This window comes from Achromobacter sp. MUI-25009338, assembly GCF_057359325.1.
In genome coordinates this window covers 5,082,343-5,106,746 of the sequence record NZ_CM170627.1, presented here as the reverse complement: position 1 = coordinate 5,106,746, position 24,404 = coordinate 5,082,343, and the positions used below count along the sequence as shown (strand labels likewise).

The 24,404-nt window shown below is 58.8% G+C and carries 14 protein-coding genes, 2 tRNA genes, 7 rRNA genes and 1 other RNA gene; 18 read left to right on the top strand and 6 right to left on the bottom strand.

Features of this window, described 5'->3' with window-relative positions; all coding sequences use genetic code 11:
* Nucleotides 1–28: 28 nt before the first annotated feature.
* The 3 genes from AC1IQ6_RS24075 to AC1IQ6_RS24065 form a co-directional block, all read right to left on the bottom strand.
* Nucleotides 29–1,618 carry a gamma-glutamyltransferase family protein gene (locus AC1IQ6_RS24075; protein ID WP_485865402.1) on the bottom strand — a complete coding sequence of 530 codons (1,590 nt, stop codon included), beginning with the start codon at nt 1,616–1,618 and terminating at the stop codon, nt 29–31.
* 175 nt (nt 1,619–1,793) lie between these two features.
* Complete coding sequence (locus AC1IQ6_RS24070; protein WP_102775869.1) at nt 1,794–3,299, bottom strand: tripartite tricarboxylate transporter permease; 1,506 nt, start codon at nt 3,297–3,299, stop codon at nt 1,794–1,796.
* A 13-nt stretch (nt 3,300–3,312) separates the two neighbouring features.
* The gene (locus AC1IQ6_RS24065; RefSeq protein ID WP_102775870.1) at nt 3,313–3,777 is read right to left on the bottom strand and encodes a tripartite tricarboxylate transporter TctB family protein; all 465 of its coding nucleotides are present in this window, start codon (nt 3,775–3,777) and stop codon (nt 3,313–3,315) included.
* Between the two features lie 486 nt (nt 3,778–4,263).
* Here AC1IQ6_RS24065 and AC1IQ6_RS24060 point away from each other — a divergent pair, with 486 nt between their 5' ends.
* From AC1IQ6_RS24060 to AC1IQ6_RS24045, 4 genes are all read left to right on the top strand, one after another.
* A complete protein-coding gene (locus AC1IQ6_RS24060; protein WP_168202269.1) occupies nt 4,264–4,710 on the top strand; it encodes a hypothetical protein in 447 nt (148 codons plus the stop codon).
* Nucleotides 4,710–5,021, top strand: a complete 312-nt coding sequence (locus AC1IQ6_RS24055; RefSeq protein WP_043542394.1) for a cell division protein ZapA — start codon at nt 4,710–4,712, stop codon at nt 5,019–5,021. The genes AC1IQ6_RS24060 and AC1IQ6_RS24055 overlap by 1 nt, the downstream gene beginning before the upstream one ends.
* A 46-nt stretch (nt 5,022–5,067) precedes the next feature.
* A non-coding RNA gene (gene ssrS / locus AC1IQ6_RS24050) (6S RNA) lies at nt 5,068–5,252 on the top strand.
* Nucleotides 5,253–5,333: 81 nt separating this feature from the next.
* A complete protein-coding gene (locus AC1IQ6_RS24045; protein ID WP_485865401.1) occupies nt 5,334–6,086 on the top strand; it encodes an SIMPL domain-containing protein in 753 nt (250 codons plus the stop codon).
* Here the strand turns inward: AC1IQ6_RS24045 and lgt are convergent.
* Nucleotides 6,061–6,849: a prolipoprotein diacylglyceryl transferase gene (gene lgt, locus AC1IQ6_RS24040; RefSeq protein ID WP_102775873.1), complete on the bottom strand. Its 789-nt coding sequence runs from the start codon at nt 6,847–6,849 to the stop codon at nt 6,061–6,063. The two genes, AC1IQ6_RS24045 and lgt, sit on opposite strands and share 26 nt — an antisense overlap.
* A gap of 129 nt (nt 6,850–6,978) precedes the next feature.
* Between lgt and ilvD the strand changes: the two genes are divergently transcribed.
* From ilvD to msrA, 3 genes are read left to right on the top strand one after another with little or no spacing between them, the layout of a single operon-like run.
* Nucleotides 6,979–8,664 carry a dihydroxy-acid dehydratase gene (gene ilvD / locus AC1IQ6_RS24035; RefSeq protein WP_111826706.1) on the top strand — a complete coding sequence of 562 codons (1,686 nt, stop codon included), beginning with the start codon at nt 6,979–6,981 and terminating at the stop codon, nt 8,662–8,664.
* Nucleotides 8,648–8,983 carry a c-type cytochrome gene (locus AC1IQ6_RS24030; RefSeq protein WP_102775889.1) on the top strand — a complete coding sequence of 112 codons (336 nt, stop codon included), beginning with the start codon at nt 8,648–8,650 and terminating at the stop codon, nt 8,981–8,983. The genes ilvD and AC1IQ6_RS24030 overlap by 17 nt, the downstream gene beginning before the upstream one ends.
* A gap of 22 nt (nt 8,984–9,005) precedes the next feature.
* Complete coding sequence (msrA, locus tag AC1IQ6_RS24025) at nt 9,006–9,560, top strand: peptide-methionine (S)-S-oxide reductase MsrA (RefSeq protein WP_111826705.1); 555 nt, start codon at nt 9,006–9,008, stop codon at nt 9,558–9,560.
* Nucleotides 9,561–9,667: 107 nt separating this feature from the next.
* Here the strand turns inward: msrA and hppD are convergent, their stop codons facing one another.
* Nucleotides 9,668–10,780, bottom strand: coding sequence for a 4-hydroxyphenylpyruvate dioxygenase (gene hppD, locus AC1IQ6_RS24020; RefSeq protein WP_102775876.1), 1,113 nt, complete (start codon nt 10,778–10,780; stop codon nt 9,668–9,670).
* A 156-nt stretch (nt 10,781–10,936) separates the two neighbouring features.
* Between hppD and AC1IQ6_RS24015 the strand changes: the two genes are divergently transcribed.
* From AC1IQ6_RS24015 to AC1IQ6_RS23965, 11 genes are all read left to right on the top strand, one after another.
* Complete coding sequence (locus AC1IQ6_RS24015; RefSeq protein ID WP_111826704.1) at nt 10,937–11,413, top strand: Lrp/AsnC family transcriptional regulator; 477 nt, start codon at nt 10,937–10,939, stop codon at nt 11,411–11,413.
* Between the two features lie 618 nt (nt 11,414–12,031).
* Nucleotides 12,032–13,562 (top strand): 16S ribosomal RNA (locus AC1IQ6_RS24010).
* Nucleotides 13,563–13,906: 344 nt separating this feature from the next.
* Nucleotides 13,907–16,789, top strand: a 23S ribosomal RNA gene (locus AC1IQ6_RS24005).
* Nucleotides 16,790–16,983: 194 nt separating this feature from the next.
* A 5S ribosomal RNA gene (gene rrf / locus AC1IQ6_RS24000) occupies nt 16,984–17,096 on the top strand.
* 579 nt (nt 17,097–17,675) lie between these two features.
* Nucleotides 17,676–19,206: ribosomal RNA gene (locus tag AC1IQ6_RS23995) — 16S ribosomal RNA — on the top strand.
* 133 nt (nt 19,207–19,339) lie between these two features.
* Nucleotides 19,340–19,416: transfer RNA gene (locus AC1IQ6_RS23990), tRNA-Ile, on the top strand.
* Nucleotides 19,417–19,438: 22 nt separating this feature from the next.
* A tRNA-Ala gene (locus AC1IQ6_RS23985) sits at nt 19,439–19,514 on the top strand.
* Nucleotides 19,515–19,806: 292 nt separating this feature from the next.
* Nucleotides 19,807–22,689 (top strand): 23S ribosomal RNA (locus AC1IQ6_RS23980).
* A 194-nt stretch (nt 22,690–22,883) separates the two neighbouring features.
* Nucleotides 22,884–22,996 (top strand): 5S ribosomal RNA (rrf, locus tag AC1IQ6_RS23975).
* Between the two features lie 159 nt (nt 22,997–23,155).
* Nucleotides 23,156–23,268 (top strand): 5S ribosomal RNA (gene rrf, locus AC1IQ6_RS23970).
* Together the 16S, 23S and 5S rRNA genes with 2 tRNA genes alongside form the textbook arrangement of a ribosomal RNA operon.
* Before the next feature lie 170 nt (nt 23,269–23,438).
* Nucleotides 23,439–23,804, top strand: a complete 366-nt coding sequence (locus AC1IQ6_RS23965; RefSeq protein WP_168202223.1) for a DUF4870 family protein — start codon at nt 23,439–23,441, stop codon at nt 23,802–23,804.
* Nucleotides 23,805–24,046: 242 nt separating this feature from the next.
* On the opposite strand, the gene AC1IQ6_RS23960 is transcribed toward AC1IQ6_RS23965, so the two are convergent.
* Nucleotides 24,047–24,325 carry an SWIB/MDM2 domain-containing protein gene (locus AC1IQ6_RS23960; RefSeq protein ID WP_006217453.1) on the bottom strand — a complete coding sequence of 93 codons (279 nt, stop codon included), beginning with the start codon at nt 24,323–24,325 and terminating at the stop codon, nt 24,047–24,049.
* Nucleotides 24,326–24,404: the final 79 nt, after the last annotated feature.

Genomic DNA, 24,404 nt, shown 5'->3' with positions numbered 1-24,404 from the left:
CAGTCTGAGGACAGTAACCTTAACGCAATCAAAAGCCGGCGGCGAGCCCATCGCGCCTGCCGTCGCTGGCGCCGACATAGCCATCGACGGCAGGATCGCCCAGCCGCCAGATGAATTGGCCCGACCCGAAATCCTGCCCCGGGTCTTGCGCGGCCAGCAACGCGTGGCCCCGCGCCAGCAGGCCCTGCGCCACGGACGGCGCCAGGCCCGCTTCCACGTCCAGCGTCTGGCCGTGGCGCCATCTCCAGCGCGGCGCGTCGCAGGCGGCCTGCGGCTGCTGGCCGTAGTCCAGCATGCGCACCAGCGCCTGCACCTGCCCCTGGGGCTGCATGTCGCCGCCCACGACGCCGAAGCTCATCACGGGCGCGCCGTCGCGCATCAGGAAAGCCGGCAGGGCGGCGTGCGCCGGCCGCTTGCCGCCGGCCACCGCGTCCGGATGGCCGGCATCGGCGCTGAACCCGTGGCCGCCGTTCTGCAGGCTGACGCCGGTGCCGGGCACCACCACGCCCGAGCCGAATCCCATGTGGTTCGACTGGGCCAGGCTCACCATCATGCCGTTGCGGTCGACGGCGCTCAGGCAGATCGCGTCCGCATGCGGCGCGTTGCCGCCCGCGCCGCGCCGGGCATGGGCCGGATCGATCAGCCGCGCGCGCTCGGCCAGGTGCCCGGCCTGGAGCAGGTCTTCGGGCGTCATGCCCGGGCGACGCGCGGCGGCGTCGGCCTGGGCCAGCTTCATGGCCTCGATCAGCAGGTGCTGCGTGTCGGGATGGTCGACGGGGCGGGCGGCCACGTCGAAATGCTGCAGCATGCCCAGCGCGAGCAGGGCGGCGATGCCCTGGCCGCCGGGGGCCAGCTGATGCAGCGTATGGCCGCGGTACGTCTGGCTGACGGGGCAGGTCCATTGGGGCGCGTAGTCGCGCAGGTCGGCCAGGGTCAGCACGGCGTCGTGCGCCTGGGCATGCGCGACCAGCTTGTGTGCCGTTTCCCCTTCGTAGAAATCGCGTCCGCCGCTGGCGGCGATGCGCTTGAGCGTGGCCGCGGCCCCCTGCAGCACGAAGTGCTCTCCGACCTGAGGCGGGCGGCCGCGGGGCAGGAAGTGCTCGGCGTATCCCGGCTGCGGCTGCAGTTCGTCGGCCTGGGCCGCCCATTTCCGCTGGACGGCCGCGGAGACGGCGTAGCCGCGTTCGGCGTATTCGATGGCCGGTTCGAGCACGTCGGCGAAGGACATGCGGCCCAGCTTCTCGTGCAGGGCGGCCCAGCCCGCCACGCAGCCCGGCACCGTGACGCTGTCCCAGCCGCGCGCGGGAATCCGCCCCTGGTGCTTGCGCCGGAAATAATCCAGGTTCCAGGCCGCGGGCGCCGCGCCCGATGCGTTCAGCCCGTGCAGCCTGGAACCGTCCCAGACGATCGCGCAGCAGTCCGATCCCAGTCCGTTGGCGGCCGGCTCGGTCAGGGCCTGCGTGGCCGCCGCCGCGATGGCGGCGTCGACCGCGTTGCCGCCGCGGGCCAGGATACGCAGGCCGGCCTGGGCCGCCAGCGGCTGCGAGGCCGCGACCATATTGCTGGCGTACACCGGCCGGCGCGTGCCGGGGTAGGGGTTGTTCCAGTCGAAATTCATCTCGAATGCCGCATGGGGTAAACCCGTAGCTTAACGTAGGAGATCGGCGCGGCGGAACAATTTGTATTGTGCAGTATCGATTGGTCGCGTCCTGGGACTGCCGGAAAGGCAAAAAAAATCCCCGGCCGGGGCCGGGGATCTTGGCTGGCGTGCGCCGCGGGGCGGCGCGCCGGGATCAGTCTTCTTCGACGAAGGTCTCTTCGCGCTTCTTGCGGATGGCCGGCAGGGCCACCAGCACCACCAGGAACACGGCCACAGCCAGCAGCGAGGCCGACAGCGGACGCGTCACGAAGGTGCTGAAGTCGCCGCGCGACAGCAGCAGGGCGCGACGGAAGTTCTCTTCCATCATGGGGCCCAGCACCAGGCCCAGCAGCAGCGGGGCGCCTTCGCACTTCAGCTTGGACCACACGTAGCCGATGATGCCGAAGATGGCGGTGGTGAAGATGTCGAAGGTGTTGTAGTTCAACGAGTACACACCGATCGTGCAGAACACCAGAATCGCCGGGAACAGGATGCGGTAGGGCACCTTGAGCAGCTTGACCCACAGGCCGATCAGCGGCAGGTTCAGCACCACCAGCATCAGGTTGCCGATCCACATCGAGGCGATCAGGCCCCAGAACAGCTCCGGGTGGCTCGTCATGACTTGCGGGCCGGGCTGGATGTTGTGGATGGTCATCGCGCCGACCATCAGCGCCATCACGGCGTTGCCCGGGATACCCAGGGTCAGCAGCGGGATGAACGAGGTCTGGGCGGCGGCGTTGTTGGCCGATTCCGGACCGGCCAGGCCGGCCGGGTGACCCTTGCCGAAGCGCTCCGGATTCTTGGAGATCTTCTTTTCCAGCGTGTAGGAAGCGAACGACGACAGCACCGCGCCACCGCCCGGCAGGATACCCAGCGCCGAACCCAGGGCCGTGCCGCGCACGACGGCGGGAGCGGCTTCCTTGAATTCCTGCAGGTTCGGGTACAGCGTGCCGATCTTGTCGGTGATGTCGACGCGGTTTTCCTTCTGCTCGAGGTTGGTCATGATTTCGGCGAAGCCGAACACGCCCATGGCCACGATGGCGAAGTCGATGCCGTCCTGCAGTTCGGGGATGCCGAAGTCGTAGCGGGCCACGCCCGAGTTCACGTCGGTGCCCACCATGCCCAGCAGCAGGCCCAGCAGGATCATGCAGATGGCCTTGGGCAGCGAACCCGAAGCCAGCACCACGGCGCCGACCAGGCCCAGGCACATCAGCGAGAAGTACTCGGCGGGGCCGAACTTGAACGCGACTTCAGCCAGCGGGGGCGCGAACGCGGCCAGCAGCAGGGTGGCCACGCAGCCGGCGAAGAACGAACCCAGGGCGGCGATCGCCAGGGCCGCGCCTGCGCGGCCGTTGCGTGCCATCTGGTGCCCGTCCAGCACGGTCACCACCGCGGATGTCTCCCCTGGCAGCGCCACCAGAATGGCCGTCGTGGAGCCGCCGTACTGGGCGCCGTAGTAAATGCCCGCAAGCATGATGAGACCGGCGATCGGCGGCAGCACGTACGTGATCGGCAGCAGCATCGCGATGGTCGGGACCGGGCCGATGCCCGGCAGCACGCCGATCAGCGTGCCCAGAATGCAGCCCAGCAGGGCGTAGGCGAGGTTTTCGGGCGTGAACGCCACGCCGAAACCCAGCATCAGGTGATCCAACAGTTCCATGGCCGATTACTCCTTAATTCATGCCCAGGAAGGACGGCCACAGCGGGAAAATCAGCCCCAGCCCCTTGACGAACGCCAGATACGAGAAGATCACCAGGAAGATGCCGTTGGCGACGGCGACCTTCAGGTTGAACTCGTGGCTGGCCAGGCTGCTGACCACAACCAGGATGAATACCGAAATGTAGATGCCCAGCAGTTTGAGGATGAAGCCGTAGAGCACGACCGATCCGACCACCAGGAAGACGATGCGCCAGTCGAACTTGTCGACGTGCGTTTCATGGGCTTTCTTGGACAGCGAGCCGAGCAGCACGATGGCGCCCAACAGTGCCAGAACAATACCTAGCCAGAAAGGAAAATACCCTGGGCCCATCCGTGCGGCAGTACCCATTTGGTAGCTGCTGGCCTGCCAGGCGAATCCCAGTCCGAGGACGATGAACATCACCCCCGACCAGAAGTCCTGTCGATTGCGTAGCTGCATGATTGCTTGGCTCCTGTTTACAGCATGTAGAGAAAAAAAGTTTGTGGCCCGACGGCTTCGCGAAAGGCGGGTGACAGGCACAAAAAAGGCACTTCAGGGTGCCATTTATTCTTTTGAAAGCGACGGCGTGGTTTCTTGGAAGGGCGAATGGTAATGGACGCCTGCCACGCTGCAAACCCTGTAAGTTCGGTGAAAGCCTGGGGTTTTCCCTAAAATTCGGGTACTCCCGAACCTCAGTTGTAACGAGCGGGGAGGTTTGAGGGCTTTTTGAAAGCTAAGTGAAAGTTTATAGAAAGAAATGCGAAAGCCGGATCGGCCAGATGAGGGATTCTTTCCGCGCGCCGGATTCGAGGGTTTCTTTTTCCGGCTGGAATCGGGTAAGGTCGCATCCCGAAATTTCAGACGTAATTCCTACTGAATATTGCCGGGTTTCTCACCTTGCGTGAAGAGGCCCCGTCCAACCCAGGATGGTTTACGATAGCGCCCATGCTGCAAGATCTAGACCAACTCGCTGCCCGCATCGGGCAACTGGTGCAACGCACCCGCCAACTCCACGCAGAGCGTGACGCGTTGCGCGCCCGTCTTAACGAATCCGAAGCTGAGCAGCGCGTGCTGAAGCAGCGCGCCGCCGAGCGCGAGGCCGAGATCGTCACGCTGCAAAGCAAGCTTCAGGAACACGACGGCGCCGTCACCGCCATGCTCGAGCAGGCCCAGCAGGCCGAGGCCGCGCTGCGCGAACAACTGGCCCGCGAGACCGCCGAGCGCCAATCGCTCGAATCGCGTTTCTCCGCCAGGGAAACCGAACTGCAGGGCAGCCTGCAGAACCGCGACACCGAACTACAGCGCTTGCGCGTGGCCGCCGCGACGGCCCGCGAGCGCATCGACGCCGTGCTGGCCCGTCTGCCGGGCGCGCCGTCTGGAGAGCAACACTGATGGAACGCGTAGATGTAACGATACTGGGGCGCGACTATTCCCTGGCGTGCTCGGCCGAAGAAAAGCCCACGCTGGTCGCCGCCGTGCGCCACGTCGACCAGCTCATGCTGCGCATTCAAGGCACTGGCAAGGTCTCCAGCAACGAGCGCATCGCCGTGATGGCCGCGCTGCAGATCGCGGGCGAACTGCTTGCGATGAAAGCGCCCGATGGTCCCCTGGGCGGTTTGGCGGTCGGCGACTTCAAGCGTAGAATCGAGGACATGAATGCAGTGCTCGATGACGCCTTGTCGGGTCAGGAAAAGCTGCTCTAGCATTCGCCAGCTGCAGCCATCAACGCTGCAGTCCAGATTTTTCAGTTTGTCCCTGCCGTGTTCGTGACTAGGCCATACATTCTCTGAACCTATGTCTTATGGCATATTGGTTGCGGGAGTGCAGAGCTGGAGTGATCGTCTCTCGCAGACGAACCCGATGCTCTACGGAACGCGACCACCTTGAACCTCAGGGTTCGAGATGCCGGCCTTGACGGCACAGGCGGGGCATCTATCCCAGCGGGCCTGCCATCGGCGCAGGTCCGCGCCGGGCGCCCCACCCCTCTCCATCGTCCTCTCTCCTAGGACTCGTCCATGTTCAAACACCCTGTTTTTTCGCTGACCAAATTGGGTGCGGCGTGCGCAGCCGTGGCTGCGCTCGCCGCCGTGCAACCGGCTCATGCGCAGGCCCAGGCGCCCGCCGCCACGGAAGCGCCCGCCAGCCGAGCGCCCGAGCTGTCCTTGCAGGCCACGGCATCTTCCGAGGTCAAGCAGGACACCGTGCGCATCACCCTGTCGGCCGAAGTCGACGCGCCGGACCAGCCGGCCGCCGGCAAGAAGCTGAGCGCCGCGCTGGACGACGTGGTCAAGCGCGCGCGTGACGTCAAGGGCGTGGAAGTGCGCACCGGCAGCTACAACGTCTGGCCCAACACCAATAACAAGGGCAAGATCGCATCCTGGCGCGGCCACGGCGAAGTCGTGCTCGAATCCAAGGATTTCGCGGCCGCCGCCGCGCTGGCTTCCAAGCTGTCCGACAAGACCGCCATCTCCAATATCGGCTTCCTGCTGTCGCGCGAGGCGCGCGAAGCCGAAGAGCGCAAGCTGCTCAAGGAAGCCGCGCAGGCCTTCAAGGAGCGCGCGCTGGCGGCGTCCAATGCTTTCGGATTTTCCGGCTACCGCCTCAGCAAGCTCGAGCTGGGCGGCTCCGGCGGGCCGATGCCCATGCCCCGCATGATGGGGGCGGCCATGGCCAAGGATGCTTCGGCCGGCTACAGCCCGGACGTCCCGCTGGAAGCGGGAGACGTCACGGTCAGCATCGCCGTCAACGGGACGATCGTTTTGCAGTAAGGCTGAACATGATGGCGCCCAGGGCGACCATCGGCACGGACAGCCACTGTCCCATGCTCAGCCCGCCCGCGAGCAGGCCCAGGAAATTATCCGGCTCGCGGGTGAACTCCACCAGGAAGCGGAACGTTCCGTAGCCCATCAGGAACAGCGCGCTCACCTGGCCCAGCGGCCGCGGCTTGCTCGAAAACCACCACAGCAGCACGAACAGCACGATGCCTTCCAGGCCCAGCTCATAGAGCTGCGACGGATGGCGCGCCAGGCCGTCGCCGCTGCCCGGAAACACCATGGCCCAGGGCACGTCGGTGGGCCGGCCCCACAGTTCGCCGTTGATGAAATTGCCCAGGCGGCCGAACCCCAGCCCCAGCGGAATCAGCGGCGCGATGAAGTCGCTGATCGCGAAAAACGGCAGCTTCTTCTTGCGCGCGAAGAGCAGCATCACCAGGATCACGCCGATCAGGCCGCCGTGAAACGACATGCCGCCCTGCCACAGGTACAGCACTTCGAGCGGGTTGGACAGGTAGTAAGAGGGCTTGTAGAACAGCACATAGCCCAGCCGCCCGCCCAGCACCACGCCCAGCACGCTATAGAAAATCAGGTCTTCCAGATCGCGCACGTTCAGCGTGGTGGTGTGGCCGCTGGTGATGCGCCGGCGGCCCAGCAGGTACACCAATGCGAAGCCCAGCAGGTACATCAGCCCGTACCAGTGGATGGCCAGCGGTCCGATCTGCAGGGCCACGGGGTCGAATTTCGGATATTGCAGCATGTTCTGCCCGACACAATGAAGTTGAATGATAATAACCGGCGAGCCCTGAAGATTCGCGAGCCAGCGAGCCAGCTTTCCCGGGGCGCGGCCACCTGCTCCGCGCCCGGCGGCCGACAGGAGACACAGACCATGCCGCATAACGAACGTTCCCGCCACATCACCGAAGGCGTCGCGCGCGCGCCCAATCGCGCCATGTACTACGCGCTCGGTTATCAGGAATCGGATTTCGCCAATCCCATGATCGGCGTGGCCAACGGCCATTCCACCATCACGCCGTGCAATAGCGGCCTGCAGCGCCTGGCCGACGCCGCCATCAACGCCATCCGGGCCTCCAGCGCCAATCCCCAGGTGTTCGGCACGCCCACCATCTCCGACGGCATGTCCATGGGCACCGAGGGCATGAAGTACTCGCTGGTTTCGCGCGAAGTCATCGCCGACTGCATCGAGACGGCGGCGCAGGGGCAGTGGATGGACGGCGTGGTCGTGATCGGCGGCTGCGACAAGAACATGCCGGGCGGCATGATCGCGCTGGCGCGCACCAACGTGCCCGGCATCTACGTCTATGGCGGCACCATCAAGCCGGGCCATTACAAGGGCAACGACCTCACCATCGTGTCCGTCTTCGAGGCCGTGGGCGAATACACCATGGGCCGCATGCCCGAAGCCGACTTCAAGCAGATCGAGAAATGCGCCATCCCCGGCTCCGGCTCCTGTGGCGGCATGTACACCGCCAACACCATGAGCTCGGCCTTCGAAGCCATGGGCATGAGCCTGCCGTACTCCAGCACCATGGCCAACGAGGACGAGGAAAAAGTCGCCTCGGCCGCGGAATCGGCGCGCGTGCTGGTCGAGGCCGTCAGGCGCGGGCTGCGTCCGCGCGACATCATCACGCGCGAGTCCATCGAGAACGCCGTGTCCGTCATCATGGCCACCGGCGGCTCCACCAATGCCGTGCTGCACTTCCTCGCGATCGCCCACGCCGCCGAAGTGCCGTGGACCATCGACGACTTCGAGCGCATCCGCAAGCGCGTCCCGGTGCTGTGCGATCTCAAGCCTTCGGGCAAGTACGTCGCGACCGACCTGCATCGCGCCGGCGGCATCCCGCAGGTCATGAAGCTGCTGCTCAACGCCGGCCTGCTGCATGGCGATTGCATCACCATCACCGGCAAGACCGTGGCCGAGACCCTGGCCGACGTGCCCGACGCGCCGCGCGCCGACCAGGACGTCATCATGCCGCTGGACCGCGCGCTCTATCCGCAGGGACACCTGGCCATCCTCAAGGGCAACCTGTCGCCCGAGGGCTGCGTGGCCAAGATCACCGGCCTCAAGAACCCGGCCATCACCGGGCCGGCGCGCGTCTTCGATTCCGAGGACGAGGCCATGGCGGCCATCATGGCGCGCCAGATCCGCGACGGCGACATCGTGGTCATCCGCTACGAAGGTCCCAAGGGCGGCCCGGGCATGCGCGAAATGCTGGCGCCCACCTCGGCGCTGGTCGGCCAGGGCCTGGGCGAAACCGTGGGCCTCATCACCGACGGGCGCTTTTCCGGCGGCACCTGGGGCATGGTCGTGGGGCACGTCGCGCCCGAGGCCTTCGTCGGCGGTCCGATCGCGCTGATCCGCGAGGGCGATTCGGTTACCATCGATGCCCACAAGCTGCTGCTGCAGCTCAATATCAGCGACGAAGAAATGGCGGCTCGTCGCCAGGCCTGGGTCCAGCCCAAGCCGCGTTATACACGCGGTGTGCTTGCCAAGTTCGGCAAGCTCGCCAGCACCGCGAGCCGTGGGGCCGTAACCGATGCATTTGAAGAGTAATCTGTTGTTGGCCGTCGCCTGCGCGTTGGGCGCGGGCGCGGCGCAGGCCCAGACTACCGGTCTGGACCTGGCCAAGAGCAAGGCCTGCATGGCCTGTCACCAGGTCGAGGCCAAGCGGGTCGGCCCGCCTCTGAAGAGCGTGGCCGAACGTTATGCGGGGCAGGGCGACGCCATGGTGGACTACCTGGCGGGCAAGATCCGCGGCGGCGGCCGCGGCGCCTGGGGCGCCGTGCCCATGCCCGCCCAGACCCAGGTCAGCCAGGAAGACGCCCGCCTGCTTGCGCAATGGATACTGTCGCTGGCGCCGGCCAAGCCGTAAGTCTCAAGGAAAAGGAATCGTCATGGCAGAACAACCCTCTCCCGGCAACGAGGTCGCCGTCCTCGGTGGCGGCTGCTTCTGGTGCGTCGAAGCGGTGTTTACCGACCTGCGCGGCGTCAAGAGCGTGCTGCCCGGCTACAGCGGCGGCCACGTGGATCATCCCAGCTACGAGCAGGTATGCGGCAAGACCACCGGCCACATCGAGGTCGCGCGCATCGAGTTCGATCCGGCCGAGCTGTCCTACAGCGACCTGCTGCGCGTGTTCTTCGCGACCCACGATCCGACCACCCCGGGCCGCCAGGGCAACGACGTCGGCCCGCAATACGAATCCGCCATCTTCTGGCAGGACGAGGCACAGCGCGAGCAGGCCGAGGCCGTCATCGCCGAGGTCGAAGCGCAGAAGGTCTACGACGCGCCCATCGTCACGCGCCTGCTGGCGCCGGCCACTTTCTGGCCGGCCGAAGACTACCATCGCGACTATTTCGCCCTGCATCCCGAACAAGGCTATTGCCAGTTCGTGATCGCGCCCAAGGTCGCCAAGTTTCGCAAGCAGTTCCAGGGCCGGCTGAAAAAATAAGTCGGCCACGCAAAAAAACCTCACCGCGATGGTGAGGTCTGAAGGCCGGCGAGGGCGCTTGCGCGCCACGCCGAGCCGGGGAAGGACGGTATTGGCGGCGTCGGCGTTCAGTCCACCGACTTGACCACGCCGCGGCGCATCTGGTCGAGCTCGATCGATTCGAACAAGGCCTTGAAGTTGCCTTCGCCGAAACCGTCGTTGCCCTTGCGCTGGATGATCTCGAAGAAGATCGGGCCGATCTGGTTCTCGGTGAAGATCTGCAGCAGCAGGCCGCCGCCGGGGGCGCCGTCGAGCAGGATGCGGTTCTTCTGCAGGCGCGCCACGTCCTCGCCGTGGTTGGGCAGGCGGCGGTCGAGCAGCTCGTAATAGGTATCCGGCGTGTCCAGGAACACCACGCCATTGGCGCGCAGCGCCTCGATGGTGCCGTAGATGTCTTCCGTGGCCATGGCGATGTGCTGGATGCCTTCGCCGCGGTACAGGTCCAGGTACTCCTGGATCTGGCCCTTCTCGTCGGTGCCTTCCTCGTTGATCGGAATGCGGATATTGCCGCAGGGCGAGGTCATGGCCTTGGACTTCACGCCCGTCACCTTGCCCTCGATGTCGAAATAACGCACTTCGCGGAAATTGAAGAGGCGCTCGTAGAACTCCGCCCACTCGGCCATGCGGCCCTTGTGCACGTTGTGCGTCAGGTGATCCACCAGCGTCAGGCCGGCGCCGCGATGGTTCAGGTCCGCCTGCGCGTTGGCCGGGTCCACCGGCACGAAGTCCACGTCATAGATGCTGATGTCGCCGATGCCGCCGTGGCCTTCCTTGCCGTTCCAGCGGTCCACCAGGTAGATCAGCGAATCGCCGATGCCCTTGATGGCGGGAATGTTCAGTTCCATCGGGCCGCTGTGCGAATCGAAGCCCCAGGCGCCCAGCTCCAGCGCCCGCTTGTAGGCCGCGTTGGCGTCCTGCACGCGAAAGCCGATTGCACAGATCGAGGGGCCGTGCAGGCGGGCGAAACGCTGGGCGAACGAATCCGGCTCGGCATTGATCAGGAAGTTCACGCCGCCCTGGCGGTACAGCGTCACGTCCTTGTGGCGGTGGCGGGCGATGGCCTTGAAGCCCAGCAGCTCGAACACCTTGCGCAGCGCGACGGGGTCCGGCGCCGCATATTCAATGAATTCGAACCCGGCGGTGCCCATCGGGTTGTCCCAGGGTTGGAAAGCGCTGCTCATAAGTCTGCTCCCTTGCATCGTTTTAAGGATGACCTGTTGATTCAAGTCTAGAGGGAGATTGTAGGAAGGAACGGCAGGCAGACAATTGCAAATATGGCTCAAAAGCCAGTACTCTGAGCAATAATATTGCCGTGATTGGAAAGTTGGGGGCTAAAAATGTCTGGCATTGAGCTCGATAGGACAGATCTAAGGATTTTGGCGGAGTTGCAGCGCGACGGACGCCTGAGCAACCAGGAACTGGCCGACCGCGTTTCGCTATCGCCCAGCCCTTGCCTGCGCCGGGTCCGCAGGCTCGAGGAGCAGGGCTTCATCAAGAAGTACGTGGCGCTGATCGACGCCGAAAAAGTCGGCTTGGGCTTGCTGGCCTACGTGAACATCCGCCTGAACAAGCACAGCGGCTCCAGCCACGCGCCCATGAGCGACTTCGCGCGCGACGTGCAGCTGTGGCCGGAAGTCGTCGAGTGCTACGCCATGTCCGGGGACATGGACTATCTGTTGCGCATCCAGGTGGCGGACCTGGCGCACTTCTCGCGCTTCGCCATGGATACCCTCATGCGCCATCCGGCGGTGGTGGACATGCGTTCCTTCTTCGCGCTCCAGCAGATCAAGGAAACGACGGAGCTGCGCATCTAGCGCCCGGGCTTTGCTTTTCGTCCCCCTCTATATAGAGGGGAAGGGCTGGCGGACCGAGTGCGTCCCCTAAAAAATTCATTTTTCTGAAAAAAGAGTGTCATGCTGGCGACACACGTTTAAATTCTGTGCTATAGTCTCGCTCCTTCGCAGTTCAAACAGTTTTTCGGGCAGCGAAGCAAGCAGTAAAGCCGGTCCGGCAGGGCGATAGCCCCAAAGGACCGCCGCGAGACGATCAGGTAAGCGTTTAGCGGTTTTGCAAGATAGGATGCAAATTAGGCAGAAGCCAGTTGCAAAATCTGCAAAAGCTGTGTTATAGTTTCAGGCTTGGCAGTTGCCGAAAACTTAGGGTTAACCCTGATGTTTCGATAGCTGGTAAGTAATACAGCAGTACCGCTCTTTAACAATTGAACAACCGATAAGTGTGGGCGCTTGATGCGAGTGCGCAGTGGTCAGGTTTTAAATCTGGTCACAAGCACAAGAAATCAAGTGCTCACTAGAAGTGAAGTACCTTAGATGAAAACGTCAATGTCAAGTCTAAGAATAACCTCACTTCCTTTGAGCAGCGACGTATGACTCGGTTCTTCGGAATCAAGGAAATACGAAATAAACACAGAGATTGAACTGAAGAGTTTGATCCTGGCTCAGATTGAACGCTAGCGGGATGCCTTACACATGCAAGTCGAACGGCAGCACGGACTTCGGTCTGGTGGCGAGTGGCGAACGGGTGAGTAATGTATCGGAACGTGCCCAGTAGCGGGGGATAACTACGCGAAAGCGTAGCTAATACCGCATACGCCCTACGGGGGAAAGCAGGGGATCTTCGGACCTTGCACTATTGGAGCGGCCGATATCGGATTAGCTAGTTGGTGGGGTAACGGCCTACCAAGGCGACGATCCGTAGCTGGTTTGAGAGGACGACCAGCCACACTGGGACTGAGACACGGCCCAGACTCCTACGGGAGGCAGCAGTGGGGAATTTTGGACAATGGGGGAAACCCTGATCCAGCCATCCCGCGTGTGCGATGAAGGCCTTCGGGTTGTAAAGCACTTTTGGCAGGAAAGAAACGTCGCGGGCTAATACCCCGCGAAACTGACGGTACCTGCAGAATAAGCACCGGCTAACTACGTGCCAGCAGCCGCGGTAATACGTAGGGTGCAAGCGTTAATCGGAATTACTGGGCGTAAAGCGTGCGCAGGCGGTTCGGAAAGAAAGATGTGAAATCCCAGAGCTTAACTTTGGAACTGCATTTTTAACTACCGGGCTAGAGTGTGTCAGAGGGAGGTGGAATTCCGCGTGTAGCAGTGAAATGCGTAGATATGCGGAGGAACACCGATGGCGAAGGCAGCCTCCTGGGATAACACTGACGCTCATGCACGAAAGCGTGGGGAGCAAACAGGATTAGATACCCTGGTAGTCCACGCCCTAAACGATGTCAACTAGCTGTTGGGGTCTTCGGACCTTGGTAGCGCAGCTAACGCGTGAAGTTGACCGCCTGGGGAGTACGGTCGCAAGATTAAAACTCAAAGGAATTGACGGGGACCCGCACAAGCGGTGGATGATGTGGATTAATTCGATGCAACGCGAAAAACCTTACCTACCCTTGACATGTCTGGAATGCCGAAGAGATTTGGCAGTGCTCGCAAGAGAACCGGAACACAGGTGCTGCATGGCTGTCGTCAGCTCGTGTCGTGAGATGTTGGGTTAAGTCCCGCAACGAGCGCAACCCTTGTCATTAGTTGCTACGAAAGGGCACTCTAATGAGACTGCCGGTGACAAACCGGAGGAAGGTGGGGATGACGTCAAGTCCTCATGGCCCTTATGGGTAGGGCTTCACACGTCATACAATGGTCGGGACAGAGGGTCGCCAACCCGCGAGGGGGAGCTAATCCCAGAAACCCGATCGTAGTCCGGATCGCAGTCTGCAACTCGACTGCGTGAAGTCGGAATCGCTAGTAATCGCGGATCAGCATGTCGCGGTGAATACGTTCCCGGGTCTTGTACACACCGCCCGTCACACCATGGGAGTGGGTTTTACCAGAAGTAGTTAGCCTAACCGCAAGGAGGGCGATTACCACGGTAGGATTCATGACTGGGGTGAAGTCGTAACAAGGTAGCCGTATCGGAAGGTGCGGCTGGATCACCTCCTTTCAGAGCTTAGTGCTCGTGTTAAGCGTCCACTCTTATCGGTTGTTTGATGTAGCTGGGATCGGGTTTATCCAGTCCAGCGTAGAAGCTAACTGATAGCGCTGCTTGCAGCCTTATCAGTTGGGTTTTACCCAACAGCTATATTTTGTTCTTTAACAATCTGGAAGAAGCACAACGAAATGTGCTCATCGAGTAATCGGCGTTTGCTGATGAAGATGGGTACGGGTTGTGATTGCATTAATTTTGTTCCAAGTTCTCAAGACTGGGGTGAATAACCTCAGACTGCTTTGAAACTTATGAACGGCACAAACGCGAATACTCAGGTCCTATAGCCTACAGCGTTATAGGATCAAGCGACTAAGTGCATATGGTGGATGCCTTGGCGATCACAGGCGATGAAGGACGTAGTAGCCTGCGAAAAGCTGCGGGGAGCTGGCAAACAAGCTTTGATCCGCAGATGTCCGAATGGGGAAACCCACTGCGCAAGCAGTATCCCTGGCTGAATACATAGGCCAGTGGAGGCGAACCGGGTGAACTGAAACATCTCAGTAGCTCGAGGAAAAGAAATCAACCGAGATTCCGAAAGTAGTGGCGAGCGAAATCGGAAAAGCCTTTACGTTTTAGCATTCAGGATAGTCGAACGGGATGGAAAGCCCGGCCGTAGCAGGTGATAGCCCTGTAGACGAAATTCTGAGTGTGGAACTAAGCGTAAGAAAAGTAGGGCGGGACACGTGAAATCCTGTTTGAAGATGGGGGGACCATCCTCCAAGGCTAAATACTCGTGATCGACCGATAGTGAACCAGTACCGTGAGGGAAAGGCGAAAAGAACCCCGGAAGGGGAGTGAAATAGATCCTGAAACCGTATGCATACAAACAGTAGGAGCCTCCTTGTGGGGTGACTGCGTACCTTTTGTATAATGGGTCAGCGACTTACATTCAGTGGCGAGGTTAACCGAATAGGGAAGCCGTAGCGAAAGCGAGTCCGAACAGGGCGATTCAGTCGCTGGGTGTAGACCCGAAACCAGATGATCTATCCATGGCCAGGTTGAAGGCACGGTAACACGTGCTGGAGGACCGAACCCACTAATGTTGAAAAATTAGGGGATGAGCTGTGGATAGGGGTGAAAGGCTAAACAAATCTGGAAATAGCTGGTTCTCTCCGAAAACTATTTAGGTAGTGCCTCAAGTATTACTGCGGGGGGTAGAGCACTGTTATAGCTAGGGGGTCATGGCGACTTACCAAACTATGGCAAACTCCGAATACCCGCAAGTACAGCTTGGGAGACAGAGCACCGGGTGCTAACGTCCGGACTCAAGAGGGAAACAACCCAGACCGCCAGCTAAGGTCCCAAATTATCGCTAAGTGGGAAACGAAGTGGGAAGGCATAGACAGTCAGGAGGTTGGCTTAGAAGCAGCCATCCTTTAAAGAAAGCGTAATAGCTCACTGATCGAGTCGTCCTGCGCGGAAGATGTAACGGGGCTAAGCGATAAACCGAAGCTGCGGGTGTGCACTTTTAGTGCACGCGGTAGGAGAGCGTTCTGTAAGCCTGCGAAGGTGGCTTGTAAAGGCTGCTGGAGGTATCAGAAGTGCGAATGCTGACATGAGTAGCGATAAAGAGGGTGAAAAGCCCTCTCGCCGTAAGTCCAAGGTTTCCTGCGCAACGTTCATCGGCGCAGGGTGAGTCGGCCCCTAAGGCGAGGCAGAGATGCGTAGCTGATGGGAAGCTGGTTAATATTCCAGCACCGTCGTACAGTGCGATGGGGGGACGGATTGCGGAAGATCATCAGGGTGTTGGATGTCCCTGTTGACGTATCGAAGATGGCGCTTAGGCAAATCCGGGCGCGTAAATCAAGGGTACGGCACGAGCGAGCATTGCTTGCGAAGTGATTGGAAGTGGTTCCAAGAAAAGCCTCTAAGCTTCAGCTGTACGAGACCGTACCGCAAACCGACACAGGTGGACGGGATGAATATTCCAAGGCGCTTGAGAGAACTCAGGAGAAGGAACTCGGCAAATTGATACCGTAACTTCGGGAGAAGGTATACCCCGGTAGTGTGAAGCGCCTGCGCGCTTAGCATGATGGGGTCGCAGAGAATCGGTGGCTGCGACTGTTTATTAAAAACACAGCACTCTGCAAAGACGAAAGTCGACGTATAGGGTGTGACGCCTGCCCGGTGCCGGAAGGTTAAGTGATGGGGTGCAAGCTCTTGATCGAAGCCCCGGTAAACGGCGGCCGTAACTATAACGGTCCTAAGGTAGCGAAATTCCTTGTCGGGTAAGTTCCGACCTGCACGAATGGCGTAACGATGGCCACACTGTCTCCTCCTGAGACTCAGCGAAGTTGAAGTGTTTGTGATGATGCAATCTACCCGCGGCTAGACGGAAAGACCCCATGAACCTTTACTGTAGCTTTGCATTGATCTGTGAACCGGCCTGTGTAGGATAGGTGGGAGGCTTTGAAGCGTAGTCGCCAGATTACGTGGAGCCATCCTTGAAATACCACCCTGGTTTGTTTGCGGTTCTAACCTTGGTCCGTTATCCGGATCGGGGACAGTGCATGGTGGGCAGTTTGACTGGGGCGGTCTCCTCCCAAAGTGTAACGGAGGAGTTCGAAGGTACGCTAGGTACGGTCGGAAATCGTGCTGATAGTGCAATGGCATAAGCGTGCTTGACTGTGAGACTGACAAGTCGAACAGGTGCGAAAGCAGGACATAGTGATCCGGTGGTTCTGAATGGAAGGGCCATCGCTCAACGGATAAAAGGTACTCTGGGGATAACAGGCTGATACCGCCCAAGAGTTCATATCGACGGCGGTGTTTGGCACCTCGATGTCGGCTCATCTCATCCTGGGGCTGTAGCCGGTCCCAAGGGTATGGCTGTTCGCCATTTAAAGAGGTACGTGAGCTGGGTTTAAAACGTCGTGAGACAGTTTGGTCCCTATCTGCCGTGGGCGTTGGATACTTGACGGAGCCTGCTCCTAGTACGAGAGGACCGGAGTGGACGTACCTCTGGTGTACCGGTTGTCATGCCAATGGCATTGCCGGGTAGCTAAGTACGGAAGAGATAACCGCTGAAGGCATCTAAGCGGGAAACTCGTCTGAAGATTAGGTATCCCGGGGACTTGATCCCCCTGAAGGGTCGTTCGAGACCAGGACGTTGATAGGTCGGGTGTGGAAGCGCAGTAATGCGTTAAGCTAACCGATACTAATTGCCCGTGAGGCTTGATCCTATAACACTGATGGTTATGACCTGGTTATAGCGTTCCAAGTGTCGTTCAATACAAAATCTGGCTGCACCGTCGGCAGCCAGCCAACATCGCATCCCATCGTGCGCGATCATCGAGCTCGACTCTGATCGCCACGCGTTGTGTTTCTTCCCAGATTGGAGCTGTTGCGCCTAGCCGCAGCCGCTCAACCAGTTACGCCTGACGACCATAGCGAGTTGGTCCCACTCCTTCCCATCCCGAACAGGACAGTGAAACGACTTTGCGCCGATGATAGTGGACGGACGTCTGTGAAAGTAGGTCATCGTCAGGCTTTTATTGCGCAAAACCCCACAGGTGAGCCTGTGGGGTTTTGTCTTCTAGTGTGAGACTATGCTCGTTGCGGGATAGTATGCAAATTAGGCAGAAGCCGGTTGCATGAACTGCAAAAAACGTGTTATAGTTTCTGACTTGGCTGTTATCGAAAAATCAGGGTTTTCCCTGGTGTTTCGATAGCTGCTAAAGAGGAAAGGGGCTGAAGAGGCCGCGGCAGGAAAGCAAAGCGATAAGCGACGCTGACTTGACAAGCGATAAAAACTTCTTCATAATCTCGTTTCTCTGCTGACACAGCGACCGGCGAGAAAGCGAAGTTGCTGAGAGGCAGGCAGTAAAGAATTTAGCAGTACCGCTCTTTAACAATTGAACAACCGATAAGTGTGGGCGCTTGATGCGAGTGCGCAGTGGTCAGGTTTTAAATCTGGTCACAAGCACAAGAAATCAAGTGCTCACTAGAAGTGAAGTACCTTAGATGAAAACGTCAATGTCAAGTCTAAGAATAACCTCACTTCCTTTGAGCAGCGACGTATGACTCGGTTCTTCGGAATCAAGGAAATACGAAATAAACACAGAGATTGAACTGAAGAGTTTGATCCTGGCTCAGATTGAACGCTAGCGGGATGCCTTACACATGCAAGTCGAACGGCAGCACGGACTTCGGTCTGGTGGCGAGTGGCGAACGGGTGAGTAATGTATCGGAACGTGCCCAGTAGCGGGGGATAACTACGCGAAAGCGTAGCTAATACCGCATACGCCCTACGGGGGAAAGCAGGGGATCTTCGGACCTTGCACTATTGGAGCGGCCGATATCGGATTAGCTAGTTGGTGGGGTAACGGCCTACCAAGGCGACGATCCGTAGCTGGTTTGAGAGGACGACCAGCCACACTGGGACTGAGACACGGCCCAGACTCCTACGGGAGGCAGCAGTGGGGAATTTTGGACAATGGGGGAAACCCTGATCCAGCCATCCCGCGTGTGCGATGAAGGCCTTCGGGTTGTAAAGCACTTTTGGCAGGAAAGAAACGTCGCGGGCTAATACCCCGCGAAACTGACGGTACCTGCAGAATAAGCACCGGCTAACTACGTGCCAGCAGCCGCGGTAATACGTAGGGTGCAAGCGTTAATCGGAATTACTGGGCGTAAAGCGTGCGCAGGCGGTTCGGAAAGAAAGATGTGAAATCCCAGAGCTTAACTTTGGAACTGCATTTTTAACTACCGGGCTAGAGTGTGTCAGAGGGAGGTGGAATTCCGCGTGTAGCAGTGAAATGCGTAGATATGCGGAGGAACACCGATGGCGAAGGCAGCCTCCTGGGATAACACTGACGCTCATGCACGAAAGCGTGGGGAGCAAACAGGATTAGATACCCTGGTAGTCCACGCCCTAAACGATGTCAACTAGCTGTTGGGGTCTTCGGACCTTGGTAGCGCAGCTAACGCGTGAAGTTGACCGCCTGGGGAGTACGGTCGCAAGATTAAAACTCAAAGGAATTGACGGGGACCCGCACAAGCGGTGGATGATGTGGATTAATTCGATGCAACGCGAAAAACCTTACCTACCCTTGACATGTCTGGAATGCCGAAGAGATTTGGCAGTGCTCGCAAGAGAACCGGAACACAGGTGCTGCATGGCTGTCGTCAGCTCGTGTCGTGAGATGTTGGGTTAAGTCCCGCAACGAGCGCAACCCTTGTCATTAGTTGCTACGAAAGGGCACTCTAATGAGACTGCCGGTGACAAACCGGAGGAAGGTGGGGATGACGTCAAGTCCTCATGGCCCTTATGGGTAGGGCTTCACACGTCATACAATGGTCGGGACAGAGGGTCGCCAACCCGCGAGGGGGAGCTAATCCCAGAAACCCGATCGTAGTCCGGATCGCAGTCTGCAACTCGACTGCGTGAAGTCGGAATCGCTAGTAATCGCGGATCAGCATGTCGCGGTGAATACGTTCCCGGGTCTTGTACACACCGCCCGTCACACCATGGGAGTGGGTTTTACCAGAAGTAGTTAGCCTAACCGCAAGGAGGGCGATTACCACGGTAGGATTCATGACTGGGGTGAAGTCGTAACAAGGTAGCCGTATCGGAAGGTGCGGCTGGATCACCTCCTTTCAGAGCTTAGTGCTCGTGTTAAGCGTCCACTCTTATCGGTTGTTTGATATATAGCTGGGATCGGTTGTAGGCTTGGGTCGAGGGAATCTTCCCTGGGTCTTCAGCCACCTGACTGCTGATCCGAAAAGGTTTTGGGTCTGTAGCTCAGTCGGTTAGAGCACCGTCTTGATAAGGCGGGGGTCGTTGGTTCGAATCCAACCAGACCCACCAAGTATTCTGCCAGGCAGGATATGGGGGTGTAGCTCAGCTGGGAGAGCGCCTGCTTTGCAAGCAGGATGTCATCGGTTCGATCCCGTTCACCTCCACCACCGGTTCTTAGGATCCTGGGTGCAGCGTAGAGGCCAACTCATAGTGTCGTGCTCCACGATGTTATGAGTTGGGTTTTACCCAACAGCTATATTCGTTCTTTAACAATCTGGAAGAAGCACAACGAAATGTGCTCATCGAGTAATCAGCATTGCTGATGAAGATGGGTACGGGTTGTGATTGCATTAATTTTGTTCCAAGTTCTCAAGACTGGGGTGCAAACCTCAGACTGCTTTGAAACTTATGAACGGCACAAACGCGAATACTCAGGTCCTATAGCCTACAGCGTTATAGGATCAAGCGACTAAGTGCATATGGTGGATGCCTTGGCGATCACAGGCGATGAAGGACGTAGTAGCCTGCGAAAAGCTGCGGGGAGCTGGCAAACAAGCTTTGATCCGCAGATGTCCGAATGGGGAAACCCACTGCGCAAGCAGTATCCCTGGCTGAATACATAGGCCAGTGGAGGCGAACCGGGTGAACTGAAACATCTCAGTAGCTCGAGGAAAAGAAATCAACCGAGATTCCGAAAGTAGTGGCGAGCGAAATCGGAAAAGCCTTTACGTTTTAGCATTCAGGATAGTCGAACGGGATGGAAAGCCCGGCCGTAGCAGGTGATAGCCCTGTAGACGAAATTCTGAGTGTGGAACTAAGCGTAAGAAAAGTAGGGCGGGACACGTGAAATCCTGTTTGAAGATGGGGGGACCATCCTCCAAGGCTAAATACTCGTGATCGACCGATAGTGAACCAGTACCGTGAGGGAAAGGCGAAAAGAACCCCGGAAGGGGAGTGAAATAGATCCTGAAACCGTATGCATACAAACAGTAGGAGCCTCCTTGTGGGGTGACTGCGTACCTTTTGTATAATGGGTCAGCGACTTACATTCAGTGGCGAGGTTAACCGAATAGGGAAGCCGTAGCGAAAGCGAGTCCGAACAGGGCGATTCAGTCGCTGGGTGTAGACCCGAAACCAGATGATCTATCCATGGCCAGGTTGAAGGCACGGTAACACGTGCTGGAGGACCGAACCCACTAATGTTGAAAAATTAGGGGATGAGCTGTGGATAGGGGTGAAAGGCTAAACAAATCTGGAAATAGCTGGTTCTCTCCGAAAACTATTTAGGTAGTGCCTCAAGTATTACTGCGGGGGGTAGAGCACTGTTATAGCTAGGGGGTCATGGCGACTTACCAAACTATGGCAAACTCCGAATACCCGCAAGTACAGCTTGGGAGACAGAGCACCGGGTGCTAACGTCCGGACTCAAGAGGGAAACAACCCAGACCGCCAGCTAAGGTCCCAAATTATCGCTAAGTGGGAAACGAAGTGGGAAGGCATAGACAGTCAGGAGGTTGGCTTAGAAGCAGCCATCCTTTAAAGAAAGCGTAATAGCTCACTGATCGAGTCGTCCTGCGCGGAAGATGTAACGGGGCTAAGCGATAAACCGAAGCTGCGGGTGTGCACTTTTAGTGCACGCGGTAGGAGAGCGTTCTGTAAGCCTGCGAAGGTGGCTTGTAAAGGCTGCTGGAGGTATCAGAAGTGCGAATGCTGACATGAGTAGCGATAAAGAGGGTGAAAAGCCCTCTCGCCGTAAGTCCAAGGTTTCCTGCGCAACGTTCATCGGCGCAGGGTGAGTCGGCCCCTAAGGCGAGGCAGAGATGCGTAGCTGATGGGAAGCTGGTTAATATTCCAGCACCGTCGTACAGTGCGATGGGGGGACGGATTGCGGAAGATCATCAGGGTGTTGGATGTCCCTGTTGACGTATCGAAGATGGCGCTTAGGCAAATCCGGGCGCGTAAATCAAGGGTACGGCACGAGCGAGCATTGCTTGCGAAGTGATTGGAAGTGGTTCCAAGAAAAGCCTCTAAGCTTCAGCTGTACGAGACCGTACCGCAAACCGACACAGGTGGACGGGATGAATATTCCAAGGCGCTTGAGAGAACTCAGGAGAAGGAACTCGGCAAATTGATACCGTAACTTCGGGAGAAGGTATACCCCGGTAGTGTGAAGCGCCTGCGCGCTTAGCATGATGGGGTCGCAGAGAATCGGTGGCTGCGACTGTTTATTAAAAACACAGCACTCTGCAAAGACGAAAGTCGACGTATAGGGTGTGACGCCTGCCCGGTGCCGGAAGGTTAAGTGATGGGGTGCAAGCTCTTGATCGAAGCCCCGGTAAACGGCGGCCGTAACTATAACGGTCCTAAGGTAGCGAAATTCCTTGTCGGGTAAGTTCCGACCTGCACGAATGGCGTAACGATGGCCACACTGTCTCCTCCTGAGACTCAGCGAAGTTGAAGTGTTTGTGATGATGCAATCTACCCGCGGCTAGACGGAAAGACCCCATGAACCTTTACTGTAGCTTTGCATTGATCTGTGAACCGGCCTGTGTAGGATAGGTGGGAGGCTTTGAAGCGTAGTCGCCAGATTACGTGGAGCCATCCTTGAAATACCACCCTGGTTTGTTTGCGGTTCTAACCTTGGTCCGTTATCCGGATCGGGGACAGTGCATGGTGGGCAGTTTGACTGGGGCGGTCTCCTCCCAAAGTGTAACGGAGGAGTTCGAAGGTACGCTAGGTACGGTCGGAAATCGTGCTGATAGTGCAATGGCATAAGCGTGCTTGACTGTGAGACTGACAAGTCGAACAGGTGCGAAAGCAGGACATAGTGATCCGGTGGTTCTGAATGGAAGGGCCATCGCTCAACGGATAAAAGGTACTCTGGGGATAACAGGCTGATACCGCCCAAGAGTTCATATCGACGGCGGTGTTTGGCACCTCGATGTCGGCTCATCTCATCCTGGGGCTGTAGCCGGTCCCAAGGGTATGGCTGTTCGCCATTTAAAGAGGTACGTGAGCTGGGTTTAAAACGTCGTGAGACAGTTTGGTCCCTATCTGCCGTGGGCGTTGGATACTTGACGGAGCCTGCTCCTAGTACGAGAGGACCGGAGTGGACGTACCTCTGGTGTACCGGTTGTCATGCCAATGGCATTGCCGGGTAGCTAAGTACGGAAGAGATAACCGCTGAAGGCATCTAAGCGGGAAACTCGTCTGAAGATTAGGTATCCCGGGGACTTGATCCCCCTGAAGGGTCGTTCGAGACCAGGACGTTGATAGGTCGGGTGTGGAAGCGCAGTAATGCGTTAAGCTAACCGATACTAATTGCCCGTGAGGCTTGATCCTATAACACTGATGGTTATTGACCTGGTTATAGCGTTCCAAGTGTCGTTCAATACAAAATCTGGCTGCACCGTCGGCAGCCAGCCAACATCACACCCCATCGTGCGCGATCATCGAGCTCGACTCTGATCGCCACGCGTTGTGTTTCTTCCCAGATTGGAGCTGTTGCGCTAGCCGCAGCCGCTCAACCAGTTACGCCTGACGACCATAGCGAGTTGGTCCCACTCCTTCCCATCCCGAACAGGACAGTGAAACGACTTTGCGCCGATGATAGTGGACGGACGTCTGTGAAAGTAGGTCATCGTCAGGCTTTTATTCCTCAAAACCCCACAGGTAAATCCTGTGGGGTTTTGTTTTTTATGAGAGCCCTCCGCGGGCGCTTGTCGAGCAAGTCTCCAGGCGCGCGCCGGCAGGGCCGGCTCCAGAATCGGAGCGTTTGCCAGCATGGGCAGGCGTTCGAACAGCTATGCCTGACAACCATAGCGAGGTGGTCCCACTCCTTCCCATCCCGAACAGGACAGTGAAACGCCTTTGCGCCGATGATAGTGGACGGACGTCCGTGAAAGTAGGTCATTGTCAGGCGCCAATCCCGAAACCCCACAGCTCGCGCTGTGGGGTTTTTCTTTGTCTTGCGCAAACCTGCGATCAGGCTGCAAGCCGCGCCAGCATTGAATGTGCCGAAATAACAACGGCCGTGGGCGGGTCGACTTTGTGCGGTAAGATTGACCGAGTCAATTCGTTGGAGCGTTATCGTGAGTGATCCCCAGACCCCCGTGCCCGGTACGACTTTAGATCTGCGCACGCTGACCCACGTGGCCTACGGCCTGTACGCGCTGGGCTTTCTGACGAGTGGATTTCTGGGCATCGCCACGCTGGCCGCCGTCGTGCTGATGTACGTCAAGCGCTCCGACGCCGCGGGCACCGTGTACGCCTCCCACTTCGACTGGCTGCTGCGCACCTTCTGGTGGGCCTTGCTGTGGCTTGCCATCAGCGCGATCGCCACGCTTATTTTCATCGGCTGGATCGGCCTGGCCGCCACCGTGGTGTGGGTGCTGTATCGCCTCATCAAGGGCTGGCTGGCGCTGCTGGAAGGCTCTGCGCCCACCACGTACGCCTGATTCGCGCAGACCCAGGCAAAGGCCGGCATATGCCGGCCTTTTCCATTGGACGGCCGCAAGCAGCGCTCAGGCGCGAAGGCTTGGAGAGGAAGTGTGGAGGTAGGGGAGTCGCTGCGCTGCCGGCATGGCTGCCGCAGGCGGAGGAAGGCGCCAGGCGTGGGTCGGGAGGCTCGCCCGGCACTGGAGCCAGGGCGTCGAGGCGAGCTGGAGGCAGGGACGTACGGGGTACGCCCTTTGCCTGCTTACTTCAGATGTGCGTTGACCAGTTTGGTCAGTTCGAACATCGTGACCTGATCCTTGCCGAAGATCGGGCGCAGCTTGGCATCGGCGTTGATGTTGCGCTTGTTGCTGGCATCTTGCAGGTTGTGCTTCTTGATGTATTCCCAGATCTTCTTGGTGACCTCGGTACGCGGCACGGCTTCCGAGCCGATGACAGCAGCCAATTCGGCGCTGGGGGTCAGGGGCTTCATGAATGCAGCGTTCGGCTTGCGCGCGGTCGCGGGTTTGGAGGTTGTGGCCATAATGCGGCGCTCCTTCTCTGGCTGTTGGAAAAATTGTCCTGCGGCCGGAGCATAACGTGTCTCTACCCTAAAGACAAAG

What these genes read in the sequence shown, in the direction of transcription:
- AC1IQ6_RS24075 (WP_485865402.1), bottom strand. Translation starts at nt 1,618, where the DNA reads ATGAATTTCGACTGGAACAACCCCTACCCCGGCACGCGCCGGCCGGTG.
- AC1IQ6_RS24070 (WP_102775869.1), bottom strand. Translation starts at nt 3,299, where the DNA reads ATGGAACTGTTGGATCACCTGATGCTGGGTTTCGGCGTGGCGTTCACG.
- AC1IQ6_RS24065 (WP_102775870.1), bottom strand. Translation starts at nt 3,777, where the DNA reads ATGCAGCTACGCAATCGACAGGACTTCTGGTCGGGGGTGATGTTCATC.
- AC1IQ6_RS24060 (WP_168202269.1), top strand. Translation starts at nt 4,264, where the DNA reads ATGCTGCAAGATCTAGACCAACTCGCTGCCCGCATCGGGCAACTGGTG.
- AC1IQ6_RS24055 (WP_043542394.1), top strand. Translation starts at nt 4,710, where the DNA reads ATGGAACGCGTAGATGTAACGATACTGGGGCGCGACTATTCCCTGGCG.
- AC1IQ6_RS24045 (WP_485865401.1), top strand. Translation starts at nt 5,334, where the DNA reads ATGTTCAAACACCCTGTTTTTTCGCTGACCAAATTGGGTGCGGCGTGC.
- lgt (WP_102775873.1), bottom strand. Translation starts at nt 6,849, where the DNA reads ATGCTGCAATATCCGAAATTCGACCCCGTGGCCCTGCAGATCGGACCG.
- ilvD (WP_111826706.1), top strand. Translation starts at nt 6,979, where the DNA reads ATGCCGCATAACGAACGTTCCCGCCACATCACCGAAGGCGTCGCGCGC.
- AC1IQ6_RS24030 (WP_102775889.1), top strand. Translation starts at nt 8,648, where the DNA reads ATGCATTTGAAGAGTAATCTGTTGTTGGCCGTCGCCTGCGCGTTGGGC.
- msrA (WP_111826705.1), top strand. Translation starts at nt 9,006, where the DNA reads ATGGCAGAACAACCCTCTCCCGGCAACGAGGTCGCCGTCCTCGGTGGC.
- hppD (WP_102775876.1), bottom strand. Translation starts at nt 10,780, where the DNA reads ATGAGCAGCGCTTTCCAACCCTGGGACAACCCGATGGGCACCGCCGGG.
- AC1IQ6_RS24015 (WP_111826704.1), top strand. Translation starts at nt 10,937, where the DNA reads ATGTCTGGCATTGAGCTCGATAGGACAGATCTAAGGATTTTGGCGGAG.
- AC1IQ6_RS23960 (WP_006217453.1), bottom strand. Translation starts at nt 24,325, where the DNA reads ATGGCCACAACCTCCAAACCCGCGACCGCGCGCAAGCCGAACGCTGCA.